The sequence below is a fragment of the Pseudomonas sp. NPDC078416 genome, assembly GCF_050268485.1.
Lineage (GTDB): Bacteria > Pseudomonadota > Gammaproteobacteria > Pseudomonadales > Pseudomonadaceae > Aquipseudomonas.
In genome coordinates this window covers 407,042-420,653 of the sequence record NZ_JBNNGV010000001.1, presented here as the reverse complement: position 1 = coordinate 420,653, position 13,612 = coordinate 407,042, and the positions used below count along the sequence as shown (strand labels likewise).

Here is a 13,612-nt window from a genome sequence, read left to right as displayed (position 1 = left end):
GCCCAGCGTTTTTTTCGTGTACCAAAGCTTCAAGGCGTGTTCATTTGTAAATGCCTGCGTCTAACTCATTCTTTTTTCTGGAAATCCAAAAGCCTTGATACGCCTGCTGAAGTTTGTCTGGTGGTCCATCGTCGCGGTCGTCTGCGGGCTGCTGCTCGGCCTGAGCGGCGCCTTTCTCTACCTGGCCCCGAACCTCCCATCGGTCGATGCGCTGCGCAATATCCAGCTGCAGATCCCCCTTCGCGTCTTCAGCAGCGACGGCAAATTGATCGCAGAGTTTGGCGAAATGCGCCGCTCTCCCATCCGTTTCGCCGACATTCCCCCCAATTTCATTCACGCCCTGCTGTCGGCCGAAGACGACAACTTCGAGAACCACTATGGGGTGGACCCGAGCAGCCTGATGCGCGCGGCCAGCCAACTGGTCAAGAGCGGTCACATTCAGTCCGGCGGCTCAACCATCACCATGCAGGTCGCGAAGAACTACTTCCTGACCAGCGAGCGCAGTTTTTCGCGCAAAACCACCGAGATTCTCTTGGCCTTGCAAATCGAGCGCCAACTTACCAAGGACGAGATTCTCGAGCTGTACGTCAACAAGATCTATCTGGGTAACCGGGCTTATGGCATCGAGGCGGCAGCGCAGGTTTACTACGGCAAATCCATCCGTGACCTGAGCGTTGCGCAGATGGCGATGATTGCCGGCCTGCCCAAGGCGCCGTCACGATTCAACCCACTGGCCAACCCGGTGCGCGCCAAAGAGCGACGCGACTGGATTCTGGGCCGCATGTTCAAGCTGGGGAAAATCGACCAGAACACCTACCAGACCGCCCTTGTCGAGCCGATCAACGCCAGCTACCACGTTCAGAGCCCTGAAGTGAACGCGCCGTATATCGCCGAAATGGCACGCGCCGAAATGGTGGGTCGTTATGGCAGCGCAGCCTACACAGAAGGCTTCCGCGTCACCACTACCGTGCCGAGCGGCTTACAGGAAGACGCCAACAAGGCGGTGCAGGACGGCTTGATCGAATACGACCAGCGCCATGGCTATCGCGGGCCTGAGAGCCGATTCCCGGGCCTGACCCGCGAGGGCTGGGTGCAGGAACTGAGTAAACAGCGTCCGATCAGCGGTCTGGAGCCGGCCATCGTCACTCAGGTCGACAAGACCGGCATCCGCGTACTGACCCGCAGCGGCGAGAACGAAGAAACCGTCGCTTGGGACAGCATGAAGTGGGCGAAGGCGTTCCTGAACACTAACAGCGTCGGCGCCAATCCCAAGCAGCCTGGCGATGTCGCCCACGTCGGCGACCTGGTGCGCTTGCAGCGTCAGCCGGACAACTCGCTCAAGTTCAGCCAGCTTCCCGTGGCACAGAGCGCGCTGGTCTCGCTGGACCCGCAGAACGGCGCGATTCGTGCGCTGGTCGGCGGTTTCGCGTTCGAGCAGAGCAACTACAACCGAGCGATGCAGGCCAAGCGCCAGCCGGGCTCCAGCTTCAAGCCGTTCCTGTACTCGGCAGCGCTGGATAACGGCTACACCGCCGCCAGCCTGGTCAACGATGCGCCGATCGTGTTCGTCGACGAAGCCATCGACAAGGTCTGGCGTCCGAAGAATGACACGGGCACCTTCCTCGGCCCGATCCGTCTGCGCGAGGCGCTGTACAAGTCACGTAACCTGGTCTCGATCCGCCTGCTGCAAAGCCTGGGCGTCAACACCGCGATCAACTACATCACCCGATTTGGCTTCAACAAACAGGACTTGCCGCCAAACCTGTCCCTGGCCCTGGGCACAGCCACCCTGACACCAATGGAAATCGTCAGCGGCTGGAGCGCGTTTGCCAACGGCGGCTACAGGATCAGCCCGTACCTCATCCAGAAGATCGAGGACCGTGAAGGTAAAACCCTGTTCGTCGCCAACCCGCCGACAGTGCCGGCCAACGACCCGAACCCGAAGGCGGTCAGCGAAGCGGCCATCAGCAGCGCATCGACCTATGCCGCGCCAGAAGCCCCGCCACTGACTGCCAACGTCGTGCCGAACGCGCTGGATGCATCCCCTTCGGCGCCAGCACCCGTGGTGGCGGAACGGATTGTTGACGGCCGCACCGTTTACATCCTCAACAGCATGCTGCAGGACGTGATCAAACGCGGCACCGGCCGCCGCGCCCTGGCGATGAACCGTCCGGACATCGCAGGCAAAACCGGTACCACCAACGAATCGAAAGATGCGTGGTTTACGGGTTACAACGCCGATTACGTGACGACGGTCTGGACCGGTTTCGATCAGCCAGAAAGCCTCGGTCGCCATGAGTTCGGCGGCACGGTCGCGCTGCCGATCTGGATGAAGTACATGAGTGCTGCATTGAAGGACAAACCGCCGCATGTTCAGGCAGAACCTGAGGGCATCCTCAGCCTGCGGATCGACCCGGTCAGCGGCCGCTCTGCCACGCCGAGCACGCCGGGTGCGTTCTTCGAGCTGTTCAAGAGCGAAGACACGCCGCCTAGCGTGAACGAACTCGGCGGCAGCCCGCCTCCAGGCAGCCCGCTGCCGGCGGACGAATCAGCGCCGATCGACCTTTTCTGATGAGGGCATAGTCCGCTGCCGGCTGCGCTACAGACGTTGGTGTACCCCAGCTCTGTAGGATCTGGCTTGCTCGCGAACCCGGCGAATCAGCGACAAAGGGTGTCGACTGACAAGGCCGGTTCGCCAGCAAGCCGGCTCCTACGGTCATTCGAGGCAAGGTTCCAGCGATCCGCCAGGCTGCAAAACAAGCACCCACAAAAAAGCCCTGCATCTGTGCAGGGCTTTTTTTGTGCAGCGTTCAGCTATCAGCCGTTAAACACTTCATCCACGCTCTTCAGCGGGTAGTGCTTCGGATACGGCAGGGTCGCGACGCCGCTTTCGATGGCGGCTTTCGCCACGGCATCGGAAACGACCGTCAGCAGGCGCACGTCCAGTGGTTTCGGGATGATGTACTCACGACCGAATTCCAGGGCGATGCCGCCGTAGGCGTCGCAAACTTCCTGAGGCACCGGCAGCTTGGCCAGTTCACGCAGGGCGTTGGCCGCTGCGATCTTCATTTCTTCGTTGATGCGCTTGGCGCGAACATCCAGTGCACCACGGAAAATGAACGGGAAGCCCAGCACGTTATTGACCTGGTTCGGGTAGTCCGAACGGCCGGTGGCCATGATCACGTCGTTGCGGGTGGCGTGAGCCAGTTCTGGCGAGATTTCCGGATCCGGGTTCGAGCAAGCGAACACGATCGGGTTGGCGGCCATCGACTTCAGGCCTTCAGCGCTCAGCAGGTTCGGACCGGACAGACCGACGAACACGTCGGCGCCCTCCAGCGCATCGGCCAGCGTGCGCTTGTCGGTGGAGTGCGCGAACTGGGCCTTGTACTGGTTCAGGTCGGTACGCCCGTCGTGAACCACGCCGCTACGGTCGATCATGAAGATGTTTTCGATCTTCGCGCCCATGCTCACCAGCAACTTCATGCAGGAGATGGCCGCAGCGCCAGCGCCCAGGCAGACGATCTTCGCCGCCTCCAGGGTTTTGCCTGCGATTTCCAATGCGTTGATCATGCCGGCTGCGGTAACGATCGCGGTGCCGTGCTGGTCATCGTGGAAAACCGGGATGTCGCACTGCTCGATCAGCGCCTTTTCGATCTCGAAGCACTCAGGTGCCTTGATGTCTTCCAGGTTGATGCCACCGAACGTGATGGAGATGCGTCGCACGGTGTCGATGAAGGCCTGCGGGCTTTCCGAGTCGACTTCGATATCGAACACGTCGATACCGGCAAAGCGCTTGAACAGCACGCCCTTGCCTTCCATGACCGGCTTGGACGCGAGAGGCCCGAGGTTACCCAGACCCAGAATCGCGGTGCCATCAGAGATGACCGCTACCAGGTTGCCTTTGCCGGTGTACTTGTAGGCAAGTTCCGGATCGCGACCGATTTCGCGGACCGGCTCAGCCACACCCGGGCTGTAGGCCAGCGACAGATCGCGAGCGGTGGCAGTGGCTTTGGTGAGCTCGACGCTGAGTTTCCCTGGACGGGGATGAGCGTGATATTCGAGAGCGGCAGTTTTCAAATCTGACATGGGGGCATTCCGCTTTTTTGCTGTTGGACAGACGGACCGCCGAGCATACGCAAGTCATAAAGTCCTAACAAGACTGGCGGGTCACCTGTGTCAAGAGGCCGCATCTACGACTTTCAGCGTAGAGCCGCAGGACACAAGGCCTCCAGCGGCGACAATCCCCGCTAGAAATGTCTACAATTTATTTATTAACTGTATCCAACATTGCAGGGTGAGTGATCGCCATCATCCAGCGCGGTTGGCCTGATTTCAGACCGCCCCGACGCGAACGATCGACCACCCAGCCACGGGCTTCGATTCGCTGACCCTTCAAGCGCTGCAGCGCGGCAGTGTCAAACTCGCCGAGCAGCTTGGGCGCAATGCGCAGCACCAGCGCATCGCCGAATTCGATCCACAGGCCGCCGCCATTGCGCTGCACGCTAGTCACGCGCCCGCTGACCAACGCGAACCCGCCGGTGTTGATCTGCTCGACCGGCTGAACCGGCGAATTTCGCCACAGGCCCAGGCCGGCCTGGCGAGCTGACCTCTCTGCGGCCTGCTGGCAGCTGACCAGCGCAACGTTCGGAGAGACTGCGACGAGATAGCCAAGGCCTTCCGCCAGCAGTTGAGCCTCAAGGTTGGCGCCATCGCGGCCATACACGTTGGCGAGGGTGCGCCCGTAGTGATCGGCCGGCTCTTCACCAACGCGCAGCCTGACCTGCCCGTCGCTGGCCTCCACCAACGCCTGCAAACGACGTTTGGCCGCTTCGGCAAACGGCTGGGCGGACCGACCCTTTTTGCCGGTTTCGGGCGTATTCAGGCCAATCATGCGAACGCTGCGACCATCGCTCAGGCGCACCGTGTCGCCATCGACCACTCGCTGTACCTGAGCCACAGGCAGCGAAGGCGGCGCCGGGCACAAGGCCTGGGCCGTCGAAAGCCAAATCGCGGACATAAAAAAGGCGCCCACGAGGGACGCCTTTTTAAGCAGCCTGGAGAAACGCATCGGCGACTCCAGAACGGCCAACCTTACTCTGCAGCAGCAGGAGCTTTGGTAGGACCGAACGCACCGAAACGCGACTTGAACTTGTCGACACGACCGCCGACGTCCAGAGTTTTTTGCTTGCCGGTGTAGAACGGGTGGCACTCGTTGCACACGTCCAGGCTCAGAGGCTTGGCCAGTGTGGAACGGGTTTTGATGACATTGCCGCAGCTGCAGGTTGCGTCAATGGCTTCGTAAACTGGATGGATATCAGCTTTCATGGGTATTTCCTCAGGCTATCGTGCCGCCACCCAACACTATTGTTGAATACCGCACGGAATTAGGCCGCGCATATTAACAGACAACGCCAATCACGCAAGGGAACGTTCACGCCGGTCGTCTGCTAAGATCGCGCCCTTCGTCATACTCCGTAACAGGATATCCCCCGCGTGCCCGACGCCATCTTGCGCCTCGCCCTGCCCTCGCCGCTGCGCCGCCTGTTCGACTACCTTGCCCCCGCAGGTGTGGCGCGCAGTGCCTTGCAGCCGGGGATGCGTCTGCGCGTGCCGTTCGGCCGTCGGGAAATGATCGGCGTGCTGGTGGAGGTCGTCGATCACAGCGACGTGCCGGCCGACAAACTCAAGCCGGCCATTGCCGTGCTGGACGCCGAAGCGCCCTTGCCACCGGCCTTGTTCAAGCTGTGCCTGTGGACTGCCCAGTATTACCAGCACAGCCTGGGCGACACGCTCAGTTGGGCGTTGCCGGTGCTGCTGCGCCAGGGCGAACCTGCGGAAGCGCGGCAAGAGCGGTTCTGGCACGCGGCGCCAGACGCCAGCGTCGATGACCCGCGCATCGTCCGGGCGCCGAAGCAAAAGGAGGCGCTGCGCACCCTGGCCCAGCACCCCCACGGCGTGGCTCATCAACTGCTGAGCAAGCTGATGCTCAACCGGGACAGCCTGAATCTGCTGCTCGCCAAGGGACTGGTCACCGTCGAGGTGCGCGGTCACGGACCGGTCGAACGGCACGAGCACTGGCTGGCGCAGCCGGAGCTGCCGCTCAACACTGAGCAACGGGCCGCCTATGAAGCCATTCGTTCGGGTTTCGGCAGCTTTCACGCGTCACTGCTCGCGGGCGTCACCGGCAGCGGCAAGACCGAGGTGTACCTGCAGCTCATCCGCGAGACGCTGGAAGCGGGCAAGCAGGCGCTGGTGCTGATTCCGGAAATCAACCTGGGCCCGCAGACCCTCGCGCGTTTCGAGCAGCGGTTCAACGCGCGCATCGCGCTGCTGCATTCGGCTGTGAACGACCGGGATCGACTGGACGCCTGGCTGGCAGCACGCGATGGCGAAGCCGACATCATCATCGGCACGCGCTCGGCGCTGTTCACCCCGATGAAAAATCCGGGGCTGATCATCATCGACGAGGAGCACGACGGCTCCTATAAACAGCAGGAAGGCCTGCGCTATCACGCCCGGGATCTGGCGCTGGTGAGGGCGCATCAGGAGGACATCCCGATCGTGCTCGGCTCGGCGACGCCTTCGCTGGAAAGCCTGCACAATGCCCACACCGGTCGGTATGCGCTCCTGCGTCTGAATCAGCGCGCGGGCGGTGCGCAGCAACCCCGCTTCCTGCGGCTGGATGTCAAAAGCCGCCCCCTCGACAGCGGCATTTCAGGCCCCATGCAGCAAGCCATTGGTCAGACCCTGGCGGCGGGCCAGCAAGTTCTGGTGTTCCTCAACCGACGTGGGTTTGCCCCGACGCTGCTGTGCCACGACTGTGGCTGGCTGTCGGAATGCCCTCGCTGCGACGCACGCATGACCGTTCACCAGCGGTCGGGCGAGCTGCGTTGTCACCATTGCGGCCATGTCGAGCGCGTGCCACGCAACTGCCCGGCATGCGGCAAGGTCGATCTGCGCCCCGTGGGTGCAGGGACCGAACGTGCCGAGGAGCGGCTGGCGATTCTGTTCCCCGACTACCCGGTGCTGCGCGTCGATCGCGACAGCACTTCGCGCAAGGACGCGATGAATCAGCTGTTCGCGACCATCCAGAAAGGCCAGCCGTGCATTCTGGTGGGCACGCAGATGCTCGCCAAAGGGCATCACTTCCCGCGTGTGACGCTGGTGTCGATCCTCGACGCCGATGGCGGGCTGTTCTCCGGTGACTTCCGCGCCAGCGAACGCATGGCGCAACTGATTGTGCAGGTCGCAGGCAGAGCCGGTCGTGCCGAAGAGCCGGGCAAGGTGATCATTCAGACTCACCTGGCCGATCACCCTTTATTGATTCAACTCACCGAGCAGGGCTACTTCGCCTTTGCCGAGCAGGCGCTGAGCGAACGTCGCGCCGCCGGGCTGCCGCCGTTTTCACACCTGGCGCTGCTGCGCGCCGAAGCGCACAAGCCGGGTCAGGCCGAGGGGTTTCTGGACGAAGCCTGCACCGAAGCCGAGCGATTGCTGAAGGACATGGCCTTGGGCGGAATCGAGCTGCTGGGGCCGGTTCCGGCGCCGATGGAGCGACGTGCCGGGCGCTATCGCGCTCAGTTGCTGGTGCAGGCCAACGCCCGCGCGCCGCTGCACAAGCTGCTCGCGACCTGGCTGCTGACACTGGAAAACATGCCGAGCGGGCGCCAGGTCAGATGGTCGCTGGACGTGGACCCGGTGGACCTTTATTGATTCGCATTGGCTGACCGCGCATCCAGCGCGGTTGGCAAGGTGGCCCCGGCCACGGATAATGCCCAGTTTTTCCACCCGCGCATCCAGGCGCGGCCGCGCTTGCGGTCGAAAGAGAGCACCATGAAAGACACCATCCGCCAGCTGATTCAACAAGCTCTGAGCCAACTCGTCACCGATGGCGTCTTGCCGGAAGGGCTGACGCCGGCGATTCAGGTGGAGAACGCCAAGGACAAGAAAAACGGCGACTTCGCCAGCAATATCGCCATGATGCTGGCCAAGCCCGCCGGCCTGAAACCGCGCGATCTGGCCGAGAAAATCGTCGCTGCGTTGCCCGCCGACGAGCAGATCACCCAGGTCGACATTGCCGGTCCCGGCTTCCTCAATTTTTTCCAGAACACCCAGGCCCTGGCGGCGCGTCTCGACGAAGCCCTTGCGGACGCGACCCTGTCCGTGCGCAAGAACGGCCCCGCCCAACGCGTGGTGGTCGACCTGTCAGCGCCGAATCTGGCCAAAGAGATGCACGTTGGCCACTTGCGCTCGACCATCATTGGCGACGGCGTGGCCAGCGTCCTTGAGTTTCTCGGCGACACCGTGATCCGCCAGAACCACGTCGGCGACTGGGGCACTCAGTTCGGCATGCTGCTGGCCTATCTGCAGGAAACCCCGGCAACCAGCGACGAGCTGGCTGACCTCGAAAACTTCTACCGCGCCGCCAAGGGCCGCTTCGACGAGTCCGAAGAGTTCGCCGAGCGCGCACGTGGGCTGGTGGTCAAGCTGCAAGCGGGCGATGCCGAGTGCCTGAGCCTGTGGACGCGCTTCAAGGACATCTCCCTGTCTCACTGCCAGGAAGTGTACGAACGCCTGAACGTCAAACTCACGCCGAAGGACGTCATGGGCGAAAGCGCCTACAACGACGACCTCGCCAATGTCGTCGCTGACCTGAAGAAAGCCGGCCTGCTGGTCGAGAGCAACGGCGCGCAGTGCGTGTTCCTTGAAGAATTCAAAACCGCTGAAGGCACGCCGCTGCCGGTGATCGTGCAGAAGGCCGGTGGCGGTTATCTGTATGCCACCACCGACCTCGCCGCCATTCGCTACCGCAGCAACGTGCTGAAAGCCGACCGCTCGCTGTATTTCGTCGATCAGCGTCAGGCCCTGCACTTCCAGCAGGTCTTCGAAGTGGCGCGCCGCGCAGGCTTCGTCACCAACGGCATGCAGATGGAGCACATGGGCTTCGGCACCATGAACGGCGCCGATGGCCGTCCGTTCAAGACCCGCGATGGCGGCACGGTCAAGCTGGTCGACCTGCTCGACGAAGCCGAAGAGCGCGCCTACACGCTGGTCAAAGAGAAAAACCCGGACGTCGCCGAAGACGAGTTGCGCTCGATCGCGAAGGTCGTGGGCATCAGCGCGGTGAAATATGCCGACCTGTCCAAGCATCGCGCCAGCGATTACAGCTTCAACTTCGACCAGATGCTCAGTTTCGAAGGCAACACAGCGCCATACCTGCTGTACGCCTACACCCGTGTGGCCGGCGTGTTCCGCAAGCTCGAAGAAAAGGGCGATACCTTCGACGCGAGCCAGGGCCAAATCATCCTGGACGCACCCCAGGAGCAAGACCTGGCCGCGCGTCTGGCGCAGTTCGGCGAGACCGTCAACACCGTCGCCGACAAGGGCACGCCCCATGTGCTCTGCGCGTATCTGTACGACCTCGCCGGTCTGTTCTCCAGTTTCTACGAGAACTGCCCGATCCTGGCGGCAGAAAACCCCGAACAACAGCAAAGCCGTCTGCGCCTCGCCGCCCTGACCGGTCGCACCCTCAAGCAAGGCCTGCAGTTGCTGGGTCTGGACACACTGGAGCGTATGTAAGTTGGCCGTTAAAAAGAAACCTGCTCCCAAGCGCGGCGCCAGCCGGTATCAGGCTCCCGCAAAGACGCCGATTCCGGGCTGGGTGTGGATGGCGATCGGCCTGACCGTCGGCGCTTTCGTTGTTTTCCTGATGAAGCTTGAGCCCGGCAGTGGCGACGACATCAAGCGCGTCAAGGCCGAAGCCAAGGCCGCGAAGATTGCCGAAGCGAACAAGACGCCGCCCAGCCCGACCGCACCGGTGAAGCCGAAGTACGACTTCTACACACTGTTGCCTGAGTCGGAAGTCATCGTGCCGAACGAAGCGGTGCCGGAGAAGACGCCACCGGTCGTGGCGCCAAGCACCCCGGTTACGCCTGAAGTGGCCGCGAAGATCGACACGGCTCGCGCACAGGCGGCGCTCAGCGGTTTGACGCCACCGCCAGCACCTCCGGTGACCAAGCCGGCAGCGGTGACGACGTTCTTCCTGCAGGCGGGCTCGTTCCGCAAACAGGCCGACGCCGAGAAAGTGCGCGCGCAGATCATTCTGTTGGGGCAAACGTCGACGGTGGAGTCGGGCACGGTGAAGGATGAAACCTGGTACCGCGTGCTGGTCGGCCCGTTCAGCAACCGCGAACAGCTGACCACAGCTCAGAAGCAACTGGCGGGCGGCGGCTTCAGCAACCTGCTGCTGCAACAGCGCCAGGCTCGCTAGGGCACGCCACCCACCGCAGGACCAACGATCGGTCCCGCTCCACGCGGGCACGATCAGTTGTAGGAGTGAGCTTGCTCGCGATGACATTGGCATATCCAACATAATGGGTGCCTGGTTCACCGCAATCGCGAGCAAGCTCACTCCTACAGCACTCCTACGCAACGCCATTCATCCCTCAACCCACTCAACGGTTGAAATACCCGCCCCCACCCCCATATGAGTTTCCATCAGGGCATTTTCGCCCCGCAGCGTGGAGACTCTCCCCTTGACCACCATCGTTTCAGTGCGCCGCCAAGGCAAAGTCGTCATGGCCGGTGACGGCCAGGTTTCCCTGGGCAATACCGTCATGAAAGGCAACGCCAAGAAAGTCCGGCGCCTTTACCACGGCCAGGTCATCGCCGGCTTCGCAGGCGCCACCGCTGACGCCTTCACCCTGTTCGAGCGTTTCGAAGCCCAGCTGGAAAAACACCAGGGTCACCTTGTGCGCGCCGCCGTAGAGTTGGCGAAAGAATGGCGTACCGACCGCTCTCTGAGCCGCCTTGAAGCCATGCTGGCCGTTGCCAACAAAGACGCTTCGCTGATCATTACCGGTAACGGCGACGTGGTTGAGCCCGAAGACGGCCTGATCGCCATGGGTTCCGGCGGCGCCTTTGCCCAGGCCGCGGCCCGCGCACTGCTGCTGAAGACCGAACTCTCTGCCCGTGAAATCGCTGAAACCGCCTTGCACATTGCCGGCGACATCTGTGTCTTCACCAACCACAACATCACCATTGAGGAGCAGGACCTCGCCGAGTAAGCCGCTGGTGATGGCCGCCATTCATCGCGGCCTGCCCGACTTGCATTCTGCCGAGGACCGTTGAAAACCATGTCCATGACTCCCCGTGAAATCGTCCACGAACTCAATCGCCATATCATCGGCCAGGACGATGCCAAACGCGCCGTCGCCATTGCGCTGCGTAACCGCTGGCGCCGGATGCAGCTGCCTGAAGAGCTGCGCGTCGAAGTCACCCCCAAGAACATCCTGATGATCGGCCCGACCGGCGTCGGTAAAACCGAAATCGCCCGTCGTCTGGCCAAGCTCGCCAACGCGCCGTTCATCAAGGTCGAAGCGACCAAGTTCACCGAAGTCGGCTATGTGGGCCGCGACGTCGAGTCGATCATCCGTGATCTGGCCGATGCCGCAATGAAGCTACTGCGCGAACAGGAAATCACCAAGGTTCGCCATCGCGCCGAAGACGCTGCCGAAGACCGCATTCTCGATGCCCTGCTGCCCCCGGCACGGGCGGGCTTCAACGAGGACGCGTCGTCAGGCAGCGATTCCAACACCCGTCAGCTGTTCCGTAAGCGTCTGCGCGAAGGCCAGCTGGACGACAAGGAAATCGAGATTGAGGTCGCCGAGATGGGCGGCGTCGATATTTCCGCGCCGCCAGGCATGGAAGAGATGACCAACCAGCTGCAAAGCCTGTTTGCCAACATGGGCAAGGGCAAGAAGAAAAGCCGCAAGCTAAAAGTCAAAGACGCTCTGAAGATGGTTCGCGATGAAGAAGCGGGCCGCCTGGTGAACGACGAAGAGCTCAAAGCCAAGGCGCTGGAAGCGGTTGAGCAGCACGGCATCGTGTTTATCGACGAGATCGACAAAGTGGCCAAGCGCGGCAACGTTGGCGGCGCCGATGTGTCCCGCGAAGGCGTGCAGCGCGACCTGCTGCCGCTGATCGAAGGCTGCACCGTCAACACCAAGCTGGGCATGGTCAAGACTGATCATATTCTGTTCATTGCGTCTGGTGCGTTCCACTTGAGCAAGCCGAGCGATCTGGTGCCTGAGCTTCAGGGTCGTCTGCCGATTCGCGTTGAGCTGAAAGCGCTGAGCCCGCAGGATTTCGAACGCATTCTGACCGAACCCCATGCGTCGCTGACCGAGCAATACCGCGAACTGTTGAAGACCGAAGGCCTGAACATCGCGTTCCTGCCGGACGGCATCAAGCGTCTGGCCGAGATCGCCTGGCAGGTCAACGAAAAAACCGAGAACATCGGTGCGCGTCGCCTGCACACGCTGCTTGAGCGGTTGCTGGAGGAGGTGTCTTTCAGTGCCGGTGACCTGGCGGGTGCGCAGGACGGCGGGACGATTCAGATCGACGCTGAATACGTGAACAGTCACCTGGGTGAGCTGGCGGAAGACGAAGATTTGTCGCGCTATATCCTCTAACGCGCTGCACCACGATTTGTAGGAGCCGGCTTGCTGGCGAAGGCAACCTGTCAGGCGCTGATCTGCGTCTGATACACCGCATTCGCCAGGAAGCCGGCTCCTACAGCTCATGCAGCCTGTCTACGTTGCAAGGCCTTACCCCAATGTCGAGAATCCCCACCGCTGTCCAGCTGCACAAAGCCTCGAAAGTCCTCAGCCTGAAATACGGGCCGGATGAGGAGTACCGCTTGCCGGCGGAATTTCTGCGGGTGCACTCGCCTTCGGCGGAGGTGCAGGGCCATGGCAATCCGATTCTGCAATTCGGCAAGCTGGGGGTCGGGCTTACCAAAGTGGAGCCCGCCGGCCAGTACGCGCTGAAGCTGACCTTCGACGACGGTCATGACAGCGGGTTGTTTACCTGGGAATACCTGGAGCAACTGGCGCAACGCCAAGCGCAACTGTGGGATGAGTATCTGGCCGAGCTCAAGGCCGCCGGCAAGTCCCGCGACCCTTCCGAGCAAGTCATCAAGCTGATGCTCTGATACCCATGGATGTCCCCAACCGCACCTTCCAACCCGTAGGAGCCGGCTTGCTGGCGAACCGACCTGCCTGACGAAGCGGCGCTGACTGACAAACGCGTTCGCCAGCAAGCCGGCTCCTACAGATTTAAGCCCCTCCAGAAATGACTCCGGCGGCAAATGCGGCGTGGCGTCTGCGATGATTCAGCAGGTGTATCTCTGCTCACGGCCCCTCAGGCGGTCAGCACTTTGTCCAGTTGCCGTTCAACTTCGGTCTGAATCGAGCTGCTCATGGGGGAGAGGAAGAAGTTGAGGTCGATATTCACCCGCACCCATTCATCTTCGACGGCGACAGTGCCTTTGGCGCCCTTGCCTTCCAGGGCCACGGTGTCGCCTGTCCACTCGTGCTCGATGCCGTACTTGTCGGACAGTTTCTGAAGCATGATCTCAGCCTTCTCGCGGGCCTTTTCCTTTCCCAGCGTGTGCTGGCGTTCCACGGTAATTCTGGCCACTGACGGGCTCCTGCTTCGGCTTAAATCGTCGGCGCACTATACCAGCGGCCCGGACCGAAGAAACTGTTGGCCGTGCGCCTTGTCAAGACAAAGCCAGCCCCGACGATTAGAATGGCGCCACTTTATTCCG

Annotated in this window: 11 protein-coding genes; 7 read left to right on the top strand and 4 right to left on the bottom strand. The window is 61.9% G+C overall.

The features are described from left to right. The first annotated feature begins 97 nt into the window (after positions 1-97). Positions 98-2,572 (top strand): penicillin-binding protein 1A, encoded by a 2,475-nt coding sequence (locus ACQKEN_RS01945; protein ID WP_427683788.1) that lies wholly within the window; start codon positions 98-100, stop codon positions 2,570-2,572. 245 nt (positions 2,573-2,817) lie between these two features. Here the strand turns inward: ACQKEN_RS01945 and ACQKEN_RS01940 are convergent, their stop codons facing one another. The 3 genes from ACQKEN_RS01940 to rpmE all read right to left on the bottom strand — a co-directional run bounded on the left by ACQKEN_RS01940 (position 2,818) and on the right by rpmE (position 5,325). Continuing rightward, a complete protein-coding gene (locus ACQKEN_RS01940) occupies positions 2,818-4,086 on the bottom strand; it encodes a malic enzyme-like NAD(P)-binding protein (protein ID WP_427683263.1) in 1,269 nt (422 codons plus the stop codon). Positions 4,087-4,264: 178 nt separating this feature from the next. Then, positions 4,265-5,068, bottom strand: a complete 804-nt coding sequence (locus ACQKEN_RS01935; RefSeq protein ID WP_427683261.1) for a thermonuclease family protein — start codon at positions 5,066-5,068, stop codon at positions 4,265-4,267. A 23-nt stretch (positions 5,069-5,091) separates the two neighbouring features. Further along, on the bottom strand, positions 5,092-5,325 hold the full coding sequence (gene rpmE, locus ACQKEN_RS01930) for a 50S ribosomal protein L31 (RefSeq protein ID WP_065986634.1): 234 nt from the start codon (positions 5,323-5,325) through the stop codon (positions 5,092-5,094). Positions 5,326-5,493: 168 nt separating this feature from the next. Here rpmE and ACQKEN_RS01925 point away from each other — a divergent pair, with 168 nt between their 5' ends. The 6 genes from ACQKEN_RS01925 to ACQKEN_RS01900 all read left to right on the top strand — a co-directional run bounded on the left by ACQKEN_RS01925 (position 5,494) and on the right by ACQKEN_RS01900 (position 12,994). Continuing rightward, positions 5,494-7,713, top strand: a complete 2,220-nt coding sequence (locus ACQKEN_RS01925; protein ID WP_427683259.1) for a primosomal protein N' — start codon at positions 5,494-5,496, stop codon at positions 7,711-7,713. Positions 7,714-7,833: 120 nt separating this feature from the next. Next, entirely contained in the window at positions 7,834-9,579 is a 1,746-nt protein-coding gene (gene argS / locus ACQKEN_RS01920; RefSeq protein ID WP_427683257.1) for an arginine--tRNA ligase, read from the top strand. A 1-nt stretch (position 9,580) separates the two neighbouring features. Next, the gene (locus ACQKEN_RS01915) at positions 9,581-10,270 is read left to right on the top strand and encodes an SPOR domain-containing protein (RefSeq protein ID WP_427683255.1); all 690 of its coding nucleotides are present in this window, start codon (positions 9,581-9,583) and stop codon (positions 10,268-10,270) included. A gap of 265 nt (positions 10,271-10,535) precedes the next feature. Beyond that, positions 10,536-11,066, top strand: coding sequence for an ATP-dependent protease subunit HslV (gene hslV, locus ACQKEN_RS01910; protein ID WP_074890792.1), 531 nt, complete (start codon positions 10,536-10,538; stop codon positions 11,064-11,066). Between the two features lie 69 nt (positions 11,067-11,135). Continuing rightward, on the top strand, positions 11,136-12,473 hold the full coding sequence (hslU, locus tag ACQKEN_RS01905) for an ATP-dependent protease ATPase subunit HslU (RefSeq protein ID WP_192171220.1): 1,338 nt from the start codon (positions 11,136-11,138) through the stop codon (positions 12,471-12,473). A gap of 143 nt (positions 12,474-12,616) precedes the next feature. Further along, a complete protein-coding gene (locus ACQKEN_RS01900; protein WP_427683252.1) occupies positions 12,617-12,994 on the top strand; it encodes a gamma-butyrobetaine hydroxylase-like domain-containing protein in 378 nt (125 codons plus the stop codon). Between the two features lie 209 nt (positions 12,995-13,203). Here the strand turns inward: ACQKEN_RS01900 and ACQKEN_RS01895 are convergent, their stop codons facing one another. Further along, positions 13,204-13,482 (bottom strand): polyhydroxyalkanoic acid system family protein, encoded by a 279-nt coding sequence (locus ACQKEN_RS01895; protein ID WP_108119118.1) that lies wholly within the window; start codon positions 13,480-13,482, stop codon positions 13,204-13,206. Positions 13,483-13,612: the final 130 nt, after the last annotated feature.